This is a genomic window from Cupriavidus sp. GW823-FHT07B10, from assembly GCF_058794355.1.
In genome coordinates this window covers 187044-203375 of sequence record NZ_JBXAGS010000003.1, presented here as the reverse complement: position 1 = coordinate 203375, position 16332 = coordinate 187044, and the positions used below count along the sequence as shown (strand labels likewise).

Here is a 16332-nt window from a genome sequence, read left to right as displayed (position 1 = left end):
AACAGGAGAATCCAGATGCAACGCCTGACCCGCGATCAGATGGCCGCCCGCGTGGCCAAAGACATTCCCGACGGTGCCGTGGTCAACCTCGGCATCGGCCTGCCGACACTGGTCGGCAACCACCTGCCCGCAGACAAGGAAATCCTGCTGCACAGCGAGAACGGCCTGCTTGGCATGGGCCCCGCGCCCGCGCCCGGCGAGGAAGACGGCGACCTGATCAATGCCGGCAAGCAGCCGGTGACGGTCAAGCCGGGCGGCTCGTTCTTCCATCACGCCGATTCGTTCGCGATGATGCGTGGCGGCCACCTGGACTTCTGCGTGCTGGGTGCGTTCCAGGTCTCAGAGAAGGGCGACCTGGCCAACTGGCACACCGGCGCGCCCGGCGCCATCCCCGCCGTGGGCGGTGCGATGGACCTGGCCATCGGCGCCAAGCAGGTGTTCGTGATGATGGAGCACCAGACCAAGCAGGGCGAGAGCAAGATCGTGCCGCAGTGCACCTATCCGCTGACCGGCATCGGCTGCGTGACCCGCATCTACACTGACCTTGCGACCATCGACGTGACCGCCGACGGGCTGGTCGCGCGCGACCTGGTCGAAGGGCTGAGCTTCGATGAACTGCAGCGCATTACCGACGTTCCCCTGAAGCTGGCCGCCTGAGCGCCGGCATCACCACACACCAAAACGAGAGAGACACACCATGACCGAAGCCTTTATCTGCGACGCCATCCGCACCCCCATCGGCCGCTACGGCGGCAGCCTGTCCGCGGTGCGCCCGGACGACCTCGGCGCGGTGCCGCTGAAGGCGCTGATGGCCCGCAATCCGAACCTGGACTGGAAGGCCATCGATGACGTGATCTACGGCAACGCCAACCAGGCCGGCGAAGACAACCGCAACGTGGCACGCATGTCGGCGCTGCTGGCGGGCCTGCCGCAAGAGGTGCCGGGCGCCACCATCAACCGCCTGTGCGGCTCCGGCATGGACGCTACCGGCACCGCCGCGCGCGCCATCAAGGCCGGCGAAGCCACCCTGATGATCGCCGGCGGCGTGGAAAGCATGAGCCGCGCCCCGTTCGTGATGGGCAAGGCCACCAGCGCGTTCTCGCGCGATGCGCAGATCTTCGACACCACCATCGGCTGGCGCTTTATCAACCCGGCCATGCGCGCGGCCTACGGCGTGGACTCGATGCCCGAGACCGCCGAGAACGTTGCCACCGACTACAAGATCAGCCGCGAAGACCAGGACCTGATGGCGCTGCGCAGCCAGGAAAAGGCCTCGCGCGCGCAGGCCGACGGCACGCTGGCGCAGGAAATAACCCCGGTCACCATCGCCCAGAAGAAGGGCGACCCGATCGTGGTCGAGCGCGACGAGCACCCGCGCGCCACCAGCATGGAAGCGCTGGCCAAGCTGCGCGGCGTGGTCCGTCCTGACGGCACCGTGACCGCCGGCAATGCCTCGGGCGTGAACGACGGCGCCTGCGCGCTGCTGCTGGCCAGCGAAGCCGGCCTCAAGCAGCACGGCCTGACCCCGCGCGCCCGCATCGTCGGCATGGCCACCGCCGGCGTGGCGCCGCGCGTGATGGGCATCGGCCCGGCACCGGCGTCGCAGAAGCTGCTCAGGCAGCTGGGCATGACCATGGACCAGATCGACGTGATCGAGCTGAACGAAGCGTTCGCCGCGCAAGGCCTGGCCGTGCTGCGTGAACTGGGCGTGGCCGACGACGACAAGCGCGTCAACCCGAACGGCGGCGCGATCGCGCTGGGCCACCCGCTGGGCATGAGCGGCGCGCGCCTGGTGACCACCGCGATGTACCAGCTGCATCGCACCGGTGGGCGCTTTGCGCTGTGCACGATGTGCATTGGCGTGGGCCAGGGTATTGCGATGGTGATCGAGCGGGTCTAAGTCAAGCCAGTTGGAAAGCTGAGGGTGTACTCCCTCTCCCGCAAGCGGGAGAGGGAGCGAGTTAGCGGTAGTTCTTGGAGTGAGCAAGAGATGTCCCTTCCCGTAGCCACGCTCGTGACCGGCGGCAGTTCCGGTATCGGCCGCGCCATCTGTGAAATGCTGCTGGCCGATGGCGTGACCCAGGTGGTCAATATCGACTATGCCGAACCGGCCTGGTCGCACCCGAACCTGACTTTCTTCCAGGCCGACCTGACCGATGCCGAGGCGACCCGCGCCGTGGCCGCGCAGGTGACCTCGCGCTTCGCCGTCACGCGCCTGGTGAACAACGCCGGCGCCACGCGCCCCGGCACCGCCGACACCGCCACCGTCGCCGACCTGGACTACGTGACCGCCCTGCACCTGCAGGCCACGCTGCTGCTGACGCAGGCGTGCCTGCCCGCGATGCGTGCCGCCGGCTTTGGCCGCATCGTCAACATGGCCTCGCGCGCCGCGCTGGGCAAGGCCGAGCGCGTGGTGTACTCCGCCACCAAGGCCGGCCTGATCGGCATGACCCGCACGCTCGCGATGGAGCTGGGCGGCGACGGCGTCACCGTCAACGCCGTGGCCCCGGGCCCGATCGCCACCGAGCTGTTCCGCAAGAGCAACCCCGAAGGCGCCGAACAGACCTGGCGCATCCTGGCCAGCATCACGGTCAAGCGCATGGGTACGCCGGAAGACGTTGCGCGTGCCGCGCTGTTCTTCCTGTCGCCAGACAACGGCTTCGTCACCGGCCAGGTGCTGTACGTGTGCGGCGGCACCACGCTGGGCGTTGCGCCGGTGTAAGCAGCGCGCGTCCCAGGCATCCGCATTCAAGCATTCAACAAGAAGAGACGTTAACCAAGCGTCACGCATGGCGGCCCGTGGCCGGGCCGCCCACCGGATGCGCGCATGTGCGCGCCATCCGTTCGGGAACGGCAATCACGCCATTCAGCACAACCTCCCGCGGTACCCAATCACCGCCGGAACGATATAGCACCGGAGCATTACCGATGAGACAAGATTCCCAGACCTCCACCACGCGCCGCCGCCTGCTTGCCGCTGGCGTGGCGCTGGCCACCACCATCGCCGGCTTTGCCGGTGCGGCCCATGCGCAGGGCGGCTACCCGACCAAGCCGATCACCATGATCGTGCCGTTCTCGGCCGGCGGCACCACCGACATCCTGGCCCGCATCGTCGGCCTGCAGCTGGGCAAGGCGCTCGGCCAGCCGGTGGTGATCGACAACCGTCCGGGCGCGGGCGGCAATATCGGCGCCTCGCTGGCGGCCAAGGCGCCTGGCGATGGCTACACGCTGTTCATGGGCACCATCGGCACGCACGCGATCAACCAGTCGCTGTATTCCAAGCTGCCGTATGACCCGGTCAAGGACTTCGCACCGATCACGCGCGTGGCCATGGTGCCGAACCTGGTGGTGGTGAATCCCAAGGTGCCGGTCAACAACGTCAAGGAACTGATCACCTACGTCAAGGCCAACCCGGACAAGCTGTCGTACGGCTCGTCGGGCAGCGGTTCGTCGATGCACCTGTCGGGCGAGCTGTTCAACTCCATGACCGGCCTGCATATCCAGCACATCCCGTACAAGGGCAGCGCCCCGGCCGTGAACGACCTGCTGGGCAACCAGATCGGCCTGATGTTCGACAACATGCCGTCGTCGTACCCGCACGTGAAGGCCGGCAAGTTGCGCGCCATCGCCGTGACTTCGGCCAAGCGCTCGCCGGCGCTGCCCAACGTGCCGACCGTGGCCGAATCGGGTGTGCCGGGCTATGAGGCCACCTCGTGGTTTGCGCTGTACGCCACCGGCGGCACGCCGCAGCCCATCGTCGACCGCCTCAACGCCGAAGTGGTGAAGATCCTGGCCATGCCGGAAGTGAAGAAGCAGATGGCCGACCAGGGTGCCGAACCCAACCCGGAAAAGCCGGCCCAGCTGGCCGCGTTCATGAAGTCGGAGACGGCCAAGTGGGCGAAGGTGGTGAAGGCTTCGGGCGCTACGGTGGATTGATTCACATACAGGCTGCGCCAAAGAAAAGCCGGTCCCTGTCGGGGACCGGCTTTTTGTTTATGCGTGGGCGGGAACGGCTGCCACTCAATCGCTGCCAAGCTGCAGCTTGTTTTTCTGCCGCTTTTCGATCGCAGATTTGAGCAGCGCCGCACTGCGATAGATGCCGTGTGCGAACTTGCCATACGGCAGCGTCGCAAACAACGCCATCACCACGCCAAGGTGGACCGCCAGCAGCAGCGGCATCGCCGCCGTGCCGCGCCCGGCCAGCAACCCCAGTCCGGTGGCGCTGGTCAGCAGCAGCAGCGCGATGAAGCCGCGGTCCATCGGGCGCTGCCGGGCATCCCCATGCATCGGGTGCCGGCGCAGGTTCAGCCACAGCAAGCCGGCCGGGCCCACCAGCAGGCCCACGCCGCCGGCGGTGCCCAGCAGCACCGGCAGGCTCGTGACCGGATAGGGCGCATGCCAGCCCAGCAGATAGTGGTAGCCGGTCGCCACCACTGTCGACGCAAAGCACAGCATGAAACCGTAGAACGTGAAATGGTGGAAGCGCCGCCGCGCCAGTGTGAAGCGGTCGCTGGCCTCGTTGCAGCCATCGCCGTGGCCGCCATCGAGGTAGGTCAGTGCCAGCACGTTCCGGGCCGCCTCTGCCACGGCCGGTGCCGACGCTGTGCCGGCAGAGACATCACGCCAGAAGCGGCGCACGCCCAGGCCAAGCGCAAGCACGGCAAAGCCGAACACACTGCCGAACAATGCCGCCAGCGTGTTGTGCGGGAATACCGCGTAGAAATTGCCGCCCTCATGCGTCTGCCACAGCGCGCCGCCCAGCGTGGCGGCGAGTACCAGGAACAACGCCAGCCCGAAGGCCAGCGCCACCGACACCGTCAGCCCGTTGCGCTGGTACAGCTTGCCCAGCGGCGCGGGCCATGCATATTCGCTATAGGTTTCCAGCCGCACCTTTGCCATGGCCTGCGGCACATTGACGCCGAAATCATGCGGCGGCGCGTACTGGCAGGCGTGGTAGCAGGCGCCGCAGTTGTGGCACAGGTTGGCCAGGTAGTTGACGTCGGCCTTGCCGAACTCCAGCCGGCGGGTCATGGCCGGGAACACCGCGCAGAAGCCTTCGCAGTAGCGGCAGGCATTGCAGATCTGCATCTGCCGGGCAACTTCGGCCTCATTGTCGGTCAGCGGCAGCACGCGGATGACGCGGGACTGCGGCGCCGGGGCGGCAGCGTCCTGCCCGGCCAGTTGCGCGGCCTCGCGCGTCAGGGCTTCAAGCTTCTGCATGGATGGCTCCCGTGTTGATGCCCGCCGCCAATGCAGCCTGCGTGCCCGCGATGCGCCCGAAGGCCGTGCCGATCGACATGCCGACACCGGCCGTGTATCCCTTGCCGAGCACGTTGCCGGCCATCATTTCTCCTGCCACGAACAGATTCCCGCTTGGCTTGCCGCCAAAGTGCACCTGGGCGCGGTCGTTGACCTTGAGCCCCAGGTAAGTGAAGGTGATGCCCGGCCGCAGCGCGTAGCCATAGAACGGCGCCTGGTCGAGCGGCCTGGCCCAATGCGTCTTGGCTGGTGCCAGGCCTTCGGTGTGGCAGTCGTCCAGCGCGGTATGGTCGAAGCTGCCGACGCGGCACGCCGCGTTGTAGTCCTGCACCGTGCGCACGAACTGCGCTTCCGGCAGCCCCAGCTTGCGCGTGAGCTCAGGCAGCGTGTCGGCCTTCTCGCCGGGAAACACCGGCGGCATGAAGCGGCCGATGGCCTTGCTGTCGATGATCGAATAGCCGATCTGCCCGGGCTGCTGCGCCACCAGCCGGCCCCAGATGGCGTAGCGCTTGGGCCAGAAGTCCTCGCCCTCGTCGTAGAAGCGCACGGCGTCGCGATTGACCACGACGCCCAGCGACACGCAATCGATGCGCGTGCAGATGCCGCCGTCGTACAGCGGCGCGCGCGCGTCGATGGCGACACAGTGCGATTGCGACGGGTCGCCGATGGCATCGGCGCCCGCGTCGATCATGTAACGCAGCAGCACGCCCTGGTTGAAGCGCGTGCCGCGGATCAGGAAGTTGTCGGCGGGCCATTCTCCACGTTCATTCCGGCCCCAGGCTTCGCGCAGCCATTCGCGGTTGGATTCAAAGCCGCCCGCGGCCAGCACGCAGGCGCGCGCGGTGAAGCGCTGGCTGCCGCTGCGCGCGGCGACGAAGCGGTCGCCATCCAGCTCGATCGTATCCACCGGGGTTTCATAGCGGACCTGCACCCCCATCGCTTCGGCGCTGCGGTAGTACGCGTTGACCAGCGCCTTGCCGCCACCCATGAAGAAGGCGTTGGTGCGCGCCACGTGCAGCGCACCCGACAGCGGCGGCTGGAAGCGCACGCCATGCCTGCGCATCCACGGCCGGCAGGTCGATGACGCGCGGATCACCAGCCGCGCCAGGTGTTCGTCGGTGATGCCGCCGGTGACCTTGAGCAGATCCTGCCAGTACTCTTCCTCGGGATAGGCATCGACCAGCACGTCCTGCGGCGCGTCGTGCATGCAGCGCAGGTTGCGCGTGTGCTGGGAGTTGCCGCCGCGCCAGGCGCGCGGCGCGGATTCGAGCAGCAGCACCGAGGCCCCGGCTTCGCGCGCCATCAGCGCCGCGCACAGGGCCGCGTTGCCGCCGCCAATTACCAATACGTCGACCATGGGGATTGTCTCCTTGCTGGCGCCATCTTGGCGCGCAAGGCGGGCGGGCGCCAGCAGGGGCGCGGCAAGGGGGCTTCAGCTTTCGTGAAGCCCGGCCGGGGCACAGCCGGCTCAGCGCGGGCGCAACGTGGCGCCGGGCCAGCGCCCCTCGCGCACCAGCGTGGTGGCGACGTCGGCCAGCACCACGCGCGCGGCCAGGCCCGCCGGCGACAGTTCATCGTCGGACAGGCTGACCAGCAGGTTGGGCCGCGTGGCGCCGGCGTCGGTGACCAGTATGCTGCGGTAGGGCGTGCCGTGGCTGCGCGCCAGTGCCGCGCCCGGCTGGATGGTGGCGCCCAGGCCACCGCGCACGGCGTCCATCAGGATCGCCAGCCCGTCGATCTCCGCCACCACCTGGGGTTCGCGCTTCGCCTGGCGAAAGCACGCGGCGACCAGCGCGCGCAGCCCGTGCGAGCCGCTGGGCAGGATCAGCGGCAGCTTGCCAAGTGCCGCCACCGAGGTCTGCTCGCCGCGCGGCATGCCGGCCAGCCCCTCGGCGCCGATCACGAACAGCCGCTCATCGAGCAGCGGCAGCACGCTCCAGCGCTGCGCGGGCTCCTCGCTGAACAGCACCGCCAGGTCGATCTGGCGCGCGCTCAGCATCGTGCCGAGGTAGCCGGACAGGCTCTCCACCATGCGCAGTCGCACGTCGGGGTAGCGCTCGCGCATGGCCTGCATGAAGGGCAGCGCCAGCACCGCGGCGGTGCTGGGCGGCAGGCCCACGCTGACATGGCCCGACAGGCGCGCCTGCCGCGCGGCCAGCGCGGCATCGTCGATATGGCGCAGCGCCAGCTGGGCCTGGCGCCAGAAGGCCAGCCCGGCGTCGGTGGCGACCACGCCGGTGGAAGTGCGCTGCAGCAGCCGCGTCGACAGCTCGCTCTCCAGCCGGCTGATCTGCTGGCTCAGCGCGGACGTGACCACGCCCAGCTCCAGCGCCGCCTTGCCCATGCTGCCGTGCTCGATCACGCTGACGAAGTAGCGCAGTTGCCTCAGTTCCATGTCGCGTCCCCGCTGCCGCAATTTGCCCGCATGGTAGCGGAAAACCTGCCGCAGTTCACGAATCCTGAAGACCCGTTAACGCCCGCCCGATGGCGCGCTTGCCAGCGGCTGCGTAGAGTCGCACCGGTCAGAAACCGGCGGAAGCGACACTACGCAGCCGCCATTCCATAACAACATGACTTCCCGCAAAGGAGACTGCATGACAACCGTTTCGCGCATGCGCCGCGCCGTGATGGCCGGCCTCGCCGGTACCGCTGTGCTGGGCGCGCCCGCCGCGTTCGCCGCGGACAACTGGCCGGCCAAGCCGATCACCCTGGTAGTGCCCTTCGCCAGCGGCGGCACCACCGACATCCTCGCCCGCACCATCGGCCAGAAGCTGGGCGAGGCGCTGCAGCAGCCGGTGGTGGTGGATAACCGCCCCGGCGCCGGCGGCACCCTCGGCGCGGCCAACGTGGCGCGCGCGCCGGCCGACGGCTACACCTTCCTGCTGGCCACCGTCGCCCACACCATGGCGCCGGCCATCTACAAGAGCCTGCCCTACGAGTTCACGCGCGACCTCGATCCGGTGGGCCTGGTGGCGCTGACGCCCAATGTGCTGGTGGTCAATCCTGCGATCCCGGTGAAGTCCGTGTCCGACCTGGTCGCCTATATCAAGGCGCATCCCGGCAAGGTCAACTACGGCTCGGCCGGCATCGGCAGCACCGAGCACCTGTCCGGCGAGCTGTTCCGCGCGCTGACCGGCACCGACATTGCGCATGTGCCGTATAAGGGCGGCGCGCCGATGATGACCGACCTGATCGCGGGCCAGATCCAGATGGCGATCGAAACCAGCCCGTCGGCGTCGCAGCACGTGCGCAGCGGCAAGGTCCGGGCGCTGGCGGTCACCACCGCGAAGCGTTCCGCCGCCTATCCCGGCGTGCCGACGCTGGCGGAGAGCGGCGTCAGGGGCTACGAAGTCACCACATGGTTCGCGCTGATGGCGCCGCGCGGCACGCCCGCGGCGATCGAGCAGCGCGTCTCGGCGGAGCTGGGCAAGCTGCTGAAGGCGCCGGAGGTGCAGAAGCGGTTTGACGAGCAGGGCGTGACCGCTGGTGACATGACGCCAACGCAGCTTGCTGCCTTTATCCGCGCCGAGACCGACAAGTGGGGCAAGGTGGCGCGGGAATCGGGGGCGAAGGCGGAGTAACGGCCTCGCTCACAAGGGCGGCGCTGGCGTTACAGGAGGAGATCGCGCGGGAGCGGCCGCGGCAGCCGACCGGCTGTCAGAACGGGGGCTGAACACCCCTTGCCGGCAACAGTCCAATGGATGTCGCCAGCCTGAATACGGAGGAACCCAAAATGCATGACCTTTCCTTCGTTCACGCTGACGCGGCCCACGTCGAATGGCAGGTCGCGCTGGCAGACTGCCAGCGCCAGCTGGACACGCAGGATTTCCTGCGCCAGGCGAAGGCAGACAACGCGCCGCCGCTCACGCTCGGCTGGTGCTACCTGAGCGACTACTACGCGCTGGCCGCCGAGGCCATCCTTGCCGCGCTGCAGCAGAACTGGCCCGGTGTGTCCTGGGTTGGCACGGTCGGCCTGGGCGTATCCGCCAGCGGCAAAGAGTATTTCGACGAGCCGGCCATGGTGCTGATGGCGGCGCCGTTTCCGCGCGACGCGTTCCAGCTGTTTTCGGGGCGCCAGCCCTTGCCGCCCGCGTCTTCCGGCTTCGTTCCGCATACCGCGCTGGTGCATGCCGAGGGCAGTACGCCCGATGTGCAGGACCTGTTGCATGAGCTGAGCGCGCGCACGGCCACCGGTTACCTGTTCGGCGGCTTGTCGTCGGCCCGCAACCGTACCTTGCATATTGCCGATGGCGTGTTTTCCGGTGGACTGTCGGGCGTGCTGTTCGGCCCCGAAATCGAACTGGTCTCCCGCGTCACGCAGGGCTGCCAGCCGATCGGGCCGGTGCGCGCCGTCACGCGCAGCAATCACAACCTCCTGTTCGAGCTGGACGGCAAGCCGGCCCTGGATTGCATCCTGAATGACCTCGGCGTCGAGCGCGATGCCCAGGTGGAAACCATGGCGGAGGCGCTGGCCGGAACGCTGGCCGGCCTGAATTCAGCCGCCGACGATGCCCCGGTGCTGCCCGGCAGGTTCGGCTCGGACACGCTGGTGCGCCACCTGATCGGCCTGGACGTGCAGCATCGCATGCTGGCGCTGGCCGACATGGTCGAGCCCGGCATGCGGCTGGCTTTCTGCATGCGCAATGCTGACGCGGCGCGCGCGGACCTGGTGCGCGTCGCCACCGAGATCCGTACGGAGATCGAACGCGGCGGCAGCCGCGCACGTGGCGCGCTCTACATCAGTTGCTCAGGCCGGGGCGGGCCGCATTTCGGCGCGCCGCATGCCGAGCTGCAGACCGTACGCCGCGCGCTTGGCGACCTGCCGCTGGCTGGCTTCTTTGCCGGCGGCGAGATCGCAAGGGACCACCTCTATGGCTATACGGGGGTGCTGACGGTATTCACCGGCCATTGAATCCGCGAATGACAGCATCGATGTTGCGCATCTGGCGCGCAAACCAGATGCGCAACAGGCTGTTCGACAGGACCATCGGCAGCGAATACGCAATGATCCGATACACCTTGCCGCGCTGCAGTCTGGATGCCTTTGCCGGGTCCAGCCAGTCGTCGTTGCGCACCAGCAGCAACAGCGTTTCCATGCCGATAAGGACGGGCCACAGGCAAGCCAGCCGCAGCCGGATAAAACGCGGGTGAATGGCAAGCGTGTACGCCATGGCCTCGCAAAAGTGGTCCAGCGTCTTGCGCACGAGCTCGAGCATCAAGGCCCGCGCGCGCGGCGAGGCGTCCGCAAGCAGCAGATCCTGCGGGCTCAGGCCATGCTGGTGCAGCATCGTCGCCGGAAGATAGCAGCGGCCGATGCGCAGGTCCTTGCCGCAGTCCCGCAGCACATTGGTCATCTGCAAGGCTTTGCCGAAGCGGACCCCGCGGCGCAGCATGGCGTCGGGCTTGCCGATCGCGCCAGGCATGTGCGCGGCGGTCATGCTGGTCCAGAACTCGCCCACGCATCCGGCGACCAGGTACGTATAACGGTCAAGCTCTTCCGGCTCGCGCAGTGCGACGATGCGGCCGGCGTTTTCATCGGGGAAGGTGCGCAGGTCAAATTCCATGCCCTCGCTCAGGGTCGATACGATCTGCCGTACCGCTTGCCGGTCGTCCGGCTCCAGCTGCGCCAGCACCGCCAGCGCAGGGCCCAGTGACTCGAGCAGGATGCGCTCGTCCGACTGTTGTTCCTGCCGGCCTGCCACCTCGGTTGCGATGCTGTCGGCCAGCGCCGTGTCTGCGGTTGCACCGTTGACCTGGTCGCGCAACGACAACAGCAGCGCCAGGCGCCGTTGTGGCGGGATCAGCGAGGTATCGGCAATCGTGTCGGCGGCACGCGCCAGCAGATAGGCCAGGCCGACCGGATCGCGCATCCGCTCGGGCAGCACGCGCAGCGTGAGATAGAACGAACGCGAGACGCCTTTGAGCAGCGGACCGAGGAGAAACGCCCGGCTGGGTTCGCGCATGGGTGGTGTCCTGTTCCCTGGGAGGTTGGCGAAAGTGACAATGCCCGGGTGGCCGTCAGGCCGGGCCCGGGCATTGTACCTTCGACGCCAGGGGCAGATTGCTGGCACTGTTCAGGGCGAGTCCTTGCCGAGATAGCGCTCGAACCACTGCGCCGCCAGGCGAGCGACCGATTCCAGTGCGCCGGGTTCCTCGAACAAATGCGAGGCGCCGGGCACGATCACCAGCTTCTTGGTGCATGTCAGCTGGGCATAGGCCGATTCATTGCGTTCCAGGACGCTCAGGTCCAGCCCGCCGATGATCAGCATGGTGGGCGCAAGCAGTTTCGCAAGGGCGTCGGGGCCCGCCAGGTCGACCCGGCCCCCGCGCGAAACGACGGCGTGTATCGGGATAGACGACTGGCATGCGGCACGGATCGACGCGGCGCCACCAACGCTGGCGCCGAAGTAGCCGAACCGCTGTGGCACGGCTTGCTGCCGCGCCACCCAGCTGGTTGCCTGCGCCAGCCTTGTCGCCAGGAGCTCGACGTCGAAGCGGATGGCCTGCACCTGGTCTTCATCCGGCAGCAGCAGGTCCATCAGCAGCGTTGCCATGCCGCAGCGATTGAGCTCCGCGGCCACATATCGATTGCGCGGGCTAAGCCGGGAACTGCCCGTGCCGTGCGCAAACAATACCAATGCGACCGCGCCGGGCGGCAACGTGAGTATGCCTTGCAGGTCCACGCCGCCGGCCGGGATCACAACCTCGATGGCTTCTGAATTGCTCGGCATGGCGCAGTCCTCCGACGGGTGGTGCGTAGACGTGCATCGCGTTGCAATCGCGCCCATCCAAGTCCACTATAGGGCGGGCGTGGCGGCGGGGCCAGTCGCCGTGTGCAGGTCTCCTGGCGCACGCAATCGACAACCATCCCTTTGGATCAGGAGGAAACATGAAGACCCTGTTTCTCGTCCGGCATGCCAAGTCAAGTAAAGATGATCCCTCCTTGCCCGACCGTGAGCGCCCCCTGAATGACCGTGGCCTGCAAGACGCCCCGGAAATGGGCAAGCGCCTGGCCGAGCGTAAGCTGAAGCCCGACCTGCTCCTGTCGAGTCCGGCCCTGCGTGCGCTGACGACAGCGCAACTGATCGCCGACGAGCTCGGCTATGCACGCAAGGACATCGCGCTCGATGACCAGCTGTACGCCACCAGCGCGGAGCAGTTGCTGGCCGTCGTTCGTGCGCTCGACAAGAAGCTCGATTGCGTGATGCTGTTCGGTCACAACCCCGAGTTCACCGACTTCGCGCATCGCTTGTCGGACGAGATTACCGACATGCCGACCTGCGCCGTCGCCAGATTCAGCTTCGACACCAAGGCGTGGGAGGATGTCGGCGAAATCACCCCGTCGAAAGTCACGCTGGAATCGCCGAAGAAGTAATCCGATGCCGGCCGCCTTCGGCGTGGCAGTGATATATCCGGCTTGACCATACGGGGCGAAGCGATAAGAATTTGTGATCGCAGGCGAAAGCCTGCCCTCACGCTTCTCTATGCTTGGTCCCACCCATGATCCCACCCGTCAGCACCCTCCACGGCCGCCTGAAAATGCAGCACCTGCGCCTGCTGCTGGCGGTGGAGGAGCGCGGTTCGCTGCGCCAGGCCGCCGAGGCGCTGACGCTGACGCAGCCCGCGGTCAGCAAGATGCTGCAGGACATGGAGGACCTGCTCGGCGTGCCGCTGTTCGAGCGCCATGCGCGCGGGCTGCGGCCCACGCGCTTCGGTCTGGCGGCCACGCGCTATGCCCGGCTGGTGTTTGCCGACATGGGCGGGCTGCGCGATGAACTGGTGGCGCTGGAGTCCGGCAAGATCGGACGCGTGCGGGTCGGGGCGGTGATGGCGCCTACACCGGGGCTGCTTGCCGACGTGATCCGGCAGCTCAATCGCGATCATCCGCGGCTGGAGGTGGCGGTGCACGTGGAGACCAGCGATGTGCTGATGCCGCAGCTTGAGCGCGACCAGCTCGATATCGTGCTGGGGCGCGTGCCGGATGGCTGGGACAGCAGCGGGCTGGACTTCGAGCAACTGGGCGACGAGGGCCTGGCCATCGTGGTCGGGCCGCAGCACCCGCTGGCGCGGCGCCGCAAGCTGTCGTTCGAGGAACTGACGGGCTACCCGTGGATCATGCAGCCGCGCCCCAGCCCGATGCGCGCGCTGATCGACCGCTCGTTCGAGGATGCCGGCGTGCCGGCGCCGCCGTCGACCATCGAGACCGCGGCGGTGCTGATGACCACGTCGTTGCTGGCGGACAGCGAACTGATCGCGGTGCTGCCGGAGTCGGTCGCCGCCTACTACGGCAGGCTTGGCGCGCTGGCGGTATTGCCGCTGCCCCTGCCGCGCAAGCTGGGGCCCTATGGCATCGTCACGCGGCGGGGCCGCCCGCCGACGGCATCGATGAGCCTGCTGATCGATGCGTTGCGGGCATTGTCGAGGTGAGCCTCAGCCGGGCATCCCCTGCAGCTTGCCGTCGAGGCGCCACGCGTGGCGTTGCGGGCTGTCCGGGCGCAGCGACGCGGGCAGCAGGCCGGGCGGCATGTCCTGGTAGCTGACCGGGCGCAGGAAGCGCGCGATGGCCAGGCTGCCGACCGAGGTGCTGCGGCCGTCGGACGTCGCCGGCCACGGCCCGCCATGCACCATCGCATGTCCGACCTCCACGCCCGTGCCGAAGCCATTGACCAGGATGCGTCCCGCCAGGCGTTCCAGCGCTGGCAGGAAGGTGCGGGCGGCGTCGTGGTCGGCATCCTCGATATGGAGCGCGGCGGTCAGCTGCCCCTCCAGCGCGTCGATGACGCGCCGCATCTCGGTGAGGTCGCGGCAGCGCACCACCAGCGAGGCGGCGCCGAAGACTTCGTGGCGCAGCGCTTCGTTGGCCAGGAAGACATCGGCGTCGGTGGCGAACAGCGCGGCCTGTCCCTGCGCAGCCGATCCCGCCGCGCCGCGCGCAACGGTCTGCACTTGCGCATGGCTGGCGAGCGTATCGACGCCGGCGCAATAGGCACGATGGATGCCGGGCGTCAGCATGGTCGCAGCCGGCAGCGCCCCCAGCCGCGCAGCCGCGGCCTGCAGGAAGCGCTCCAGGTCATCCCCCGCAACCGCCAGCACCAGGCCGGGGTTGGTGCAGAACTGCCCGGAGCCCAGCGTCAGCGAATCCGCGAACGCCGTGCCGATGGCTTCGGCGCGATTGGCCAGTGCGTGCGGGAACAGCAGCACCGGGTTGATGCTGCTCATCTCGGCAAACACGGGGACCGGTTCTGACCGTGCCGCCGCGATCGCCATCAGCGCCATGCCGCCGGCGCGTGAGCCAGTGAAGCCGACGGCCTTGATGCGCGGATCGGCCACCAGCCCCTGGCCGACCTCCAGCCCGGCATCGAACAGCAGCGAGAAAGTCCCTTCGGGCAGGTCCATGTCGTCGACGGCCTTGCGGATGGCGCGGCCGACCAGCTCCGATGTGCCCGGGTGCGCCGGATGCGCCTTGACGACGACCGGGCAGCCCGCGGCCAGGGCCGAGGCGGTATCGCCGCCGGCCACCGAGAATGCCAGCGGGAAGTTGCTGGCGCCGAATACTGCTACCGGCCCCAGCGCGATATGGCGCAGGCGCAGGTCGACGCGCGGCAGCGGCTTGCGTTCAGGTAGCGCGGGGTCGACGCGCAGTTCAAGGAAGTCGCCCTGGCGCAGCAGGCTTGCGAACATGCGCAACTGCCCCACGGTGCGGCCGCGCTCGCCTTCGATGCGCGCGCGCGGCAGGCCGGATTCGGTGGTGCAGCGGTCGATCAGGGTATTGCCCAGCGCCAGGATGTTGGCGGCGATGGCTTCGAGGAAATCGGCGCGCCGCTCGGGCGTGGTCTCGCGGTAGGCGTCGAATGCCTGCCATGCCAGCGCGCAGGCCTGGTCGAGCTGCGCGGGCGTGGCGCCGCCGAATGCCGGTTCGAGGGCGGCTCCGGTGGCAGCGTCGATGGCGTGGATGGTGCCGTTGCCGCCGCGTTCCGCGCGGCGGCCGATCAGGAGTTCGCCTGAAATTGTCATGCCTTGTCCTTTCGATGAGATCAGCGGGCCCAGCGCAGCACCAGCGGATCGAGCCGGCGCGCAATCTTCAGCAGCCCTTCGCGGGTGGCCGGGTGCATCGGCTGCAGCGGATGACGCACCGCGTCCGATGCGATCACGCCGCCTGCCTGCATCAGTACCTTGCTGGTGGCCAGCCAGCCTTGCCGGTTTTCATAGTTGATCAGCGGCAGCCATTGCTGGTAGCGCTGCGCGGCCAGTTCGGCGTCGCCGGCCTGCCACGCATCGAGGATCTGGCGGATGCCGTCGGGGAAGCCCGCGCCGGTCATGGCGCCGGTGGCGCCCGCTTCCAGGTCGGCCATCAGCGTGATGGCCTCTTCGCCGTCCCAGGGGCCGACGATGGCGTCGCCGCCCAGTTCGATCAGTTCGCGCAGCTTGGCCGCGGCCTGCGGCACTTCGATCTTGAAGTACGACACATTGCCGATCTCGCGCGCCATGCGCGCCAGGAACGGCGCGCTCAGGGTGGTGCCGCTGACCGGCGCGTCCTGGATCATGATGGGAATGTCGATGGCATCCGAGACCGTGGCGAAGAACTCGTAAATGCTGCGCTCGGGCACGCGGATGGTGGCGCCGTGGTAAGGCGGCATCACCATCACCATGGCCGCGCCCGCATCCTGCGCCGCGCGGCTGCGCTCGGCGCACAGGCGCGAGCTGAAATGCGTGGTGGTGACGATTACCGGCACGCGGCCGTCCACGTGTTCCAGCACGGTCTTCATCAGCACGTTGCGCTCGTCGTCGCTCAGCACGAACTGCTCGGAGAAGTTGGCCAGGATGCAGATGCCGTGCGAACCCGCATCGATCATGAAGTCGATGCAGCGGCGCTGGCCGTCGAGGTCGAGGCCGCCCTGCGCGTCGAAGACGGTGGGCGCTACCGGGAATACGCCGCGGTAGACGGTGGGGGATGGGGTGCGGGTCATGGTCTCCTCCGGCTGCTTGTGAATTGGATCGGGCCAATATACGAGCCGCCATCCGGGCTGTATATTGAAACCTTTCCATCTGGTGATCGCTTTTGCGACTCACAGA

Annotated in this window: 15 protein-coding genes; 8 read left to right on the top strand and 7 right to left on the bottom strand. The window is 68.1% G+C overall.

Annotated features, from left to right (window positions below):
- The first annotated feature begins 15 nt into the window (after nt 1–15).
- The 4 genes from AC1Q6V_RS08715 (at nt 16) to AC1Q6V_RS08700 (ending at nt 3936) form a co-directional block, all read left to right on the top strand.
- Nucleotides 16–657 carry a 3-oxoacid CoA-transferase subunit B gene (locus AC1Q6V_RS08715; protein WP_454750009.1) on the top strand — a complete coding sequence of 214 codons (642 nt, stop codon included), beginning with the start codon at nt 16–18 and terminating at the stop codon, nt 655–657.
- Between the two features lie 40 nt (nt 658–697).
- Entirely contained in the window at nt 698–1900 is a 1203-nt protein-coding gene (gene pcaF, locus AC1Q6V_RS08710) for a 3-oxoadipyl-CoA thiolase (RefSeq protein WP_010809832.1), read from the top strand.
- 90 nt (nt 1901–1990) lie between these two features.
- Nucleotides 1991–2722 (top strand): SDR family NAD(P)-dependent oxidoreductase, encoded by a 732-nt coding sequence (locus AC1Q6V_RS08705; RefSeq protein ID WP_454750010.1) that lies wholly within the window; start codon nt 1991–1993, stop codon nt 2720–2722.
- Between the two features lie 206 nt (nt 2723–2928).
- Nucleotides 2929–3936, top strand: a complete 1008-nt coding sequence (locus AC1Q6V_RS08700) for a Bug family tripartite tricarboxylate transporter substrate binding protein (RefSeq protein ID WP_010809834.1) — start codon at nt 2929–2931, stop codon at nt 3934–3936.
- 84 nt (nt 3937–4020) lie between these two features.
- Here AC1Q6V_RS08700 and tcuB read toward each other — a convergent pair whose 3' ends face one another.
- The 3 genes from tcuB to AC1Q6V_RS08685 form a co-directional block, all read right to left on the bottom strand.
- Nucleotides 4021–5220, bottom strand: coding sequence for a tricarballylate utilization 4Fe-4S protein TcuB (gene tcuB, locus AC1Q6V_RS08695; protein WP_454750011.1), 1200 nt, complete (start codon nt 5218–5220; stop codon nt 4021–4023).
- Nucleotides 5207–6616, bottom strand: a complete 1410-nt coding sequence (tcuA, locus tag AC1Q6V_RS08690) for an FAD-dependent tricarballylate dehydrogenase TcuA (RefSeq protein ID WP_454750012.1) — start codon at nt 6614–6616, stop codon at nt 5207–5209. The genes tcuB and tcuA overlap by 14 nt, the downstream gene beginning before the upstream one ends.
- Before the next feature lie 111 nt (nt 6617–6727).
- Nucleotides 6728–7654 (bottom strand): LysR family transcriptional regulator, encoded by a 927-nt coding sequence (locus tag AC1Q6V_RS08685; RefSeq protein ID WP_011616412.1) that lies wholly within the window; start codon nt 7652–7654, stop codon nt 6728–6730.
- A 199-nt stretch (nt 7655–7853) separates the two neighbouring features.
- Here AC1Q6V_RS08685 and AC1Q6V_RS08680 point away from each other — a divergent pair, with 199 nt between their 5' ends.
- Nucleotides 7854–8840 (top strand): Bug family tripartite tricarboxylate transporter substrate binding protein, encoded by a 987-nt coding sequence (locus tag AC1Q6V_RS08680; protein WP_454750013.1) that lies wholly within the window; start codon nt 7854–7856, stop codon nt 8838–8840.
- Nucleotides 8841–8992: 152 nt separating this feature from the next.
- Complete coding sequence (locus AC1Q6V_RS08675; protein WP_011616414.1) at nt 8993–10171, top strand: FIST signal transduction protein; 1179 nt, start codon at nt 8993–8995, stop codon at nt 10169–10171.
- Here AC1Q6V_RS08675 and AC1Q6V_RS08670 read toward each other — a convergent pair.
- Nucleotides 10158–11222, bottom strand: a complete 1065-nt coding sequence (locus AC1Q6V_RS08670; RefSeq protein WP_454750014.1) for a phytoene/squalene synthase family protein — start codon at nt 11220–11222, stop codon at nt 10158–10160. The genes AC1Q6V_RS08675 and AC1Q6V_RS08670 overlap by 14 nt on opposite strands.
- 111 nt (nt 11223–11333) lie before the next feature.
- Complete coding sequence (locus AC1Q6V_RS08665; protein ID WP_010809841.1) at nt 11334–11990, bottom strand: dienelactone hydrolase family protein; 657 nt, start codon at nt 11988–11990, stop codon at nt 11334–11336.
- Nucleotides 11991–12148: 158 nt separating this feature from the next.
- Between AC1Q6V_RS08665 and AC1Q6V_RS08660 the strand changes: the two genes are divergently transcribed.
- Together AC1Q6V_RS08660 and AC1Q6V_RS08655 are read left to right on the top strand one after the other, a co-directional pair.
- Nucleotides 12149–12634: a SixA phosphatase family protein gene (locus AC1Q6V_RS08660; RefSeq protein WP_037024330.1), complete on the top strand. Its 486-nt coding sequence runs from the start codon at nt 12149–12151 to the stop codon at nt 12632–12634.
- A 125-nt stretch (nt 12635–12759) separates the two neighbouring features.
- A complete protein-coding gene (locus AC1Q6V_RS08655; protein ID WP_010809843.1) occupies nt 12760–13686 on the top strand; it encodes a LysR family transcriptional regulator in 927 nt (308 codons plus the stop codon).
- A 3-nt stretch (nt 13687–13689) separates the two neighbouring features.
- On the opposite strand, the gene AC1Q6V_RS08650 is transcribed toward AC1Q6V_RS08655, so the two are convergent.
- Nucleotides 13690–15273: an aldehyde dehydrogenase (NADP(+)) gene (locus AC1Q6V_RS08650; protein WP_454750015.1), complete on the bottom strand. Its 1584-nt coding sequence runs from the start codon at nt 15271–15273 to the stop codon at nt 13690–13692.
- A 20-nt stretch (nt 15274–15293) separates the two neighbouring features.
- The gene (locus AC1Q6V_RS08645) at nt 15294–16226 is read right to left on the bottom strand and encodes a dihydrodipicolinate synthase family protein (RefSeq protein WP_010809845.1); all 933 of its coding nucleotides are present in this window, start codon (nt 16224–16226) and stop codon (nt 15294–15296) included.
- Between the last annotated feature and the right edge of the window lie 106 nt (nt 16227–16332).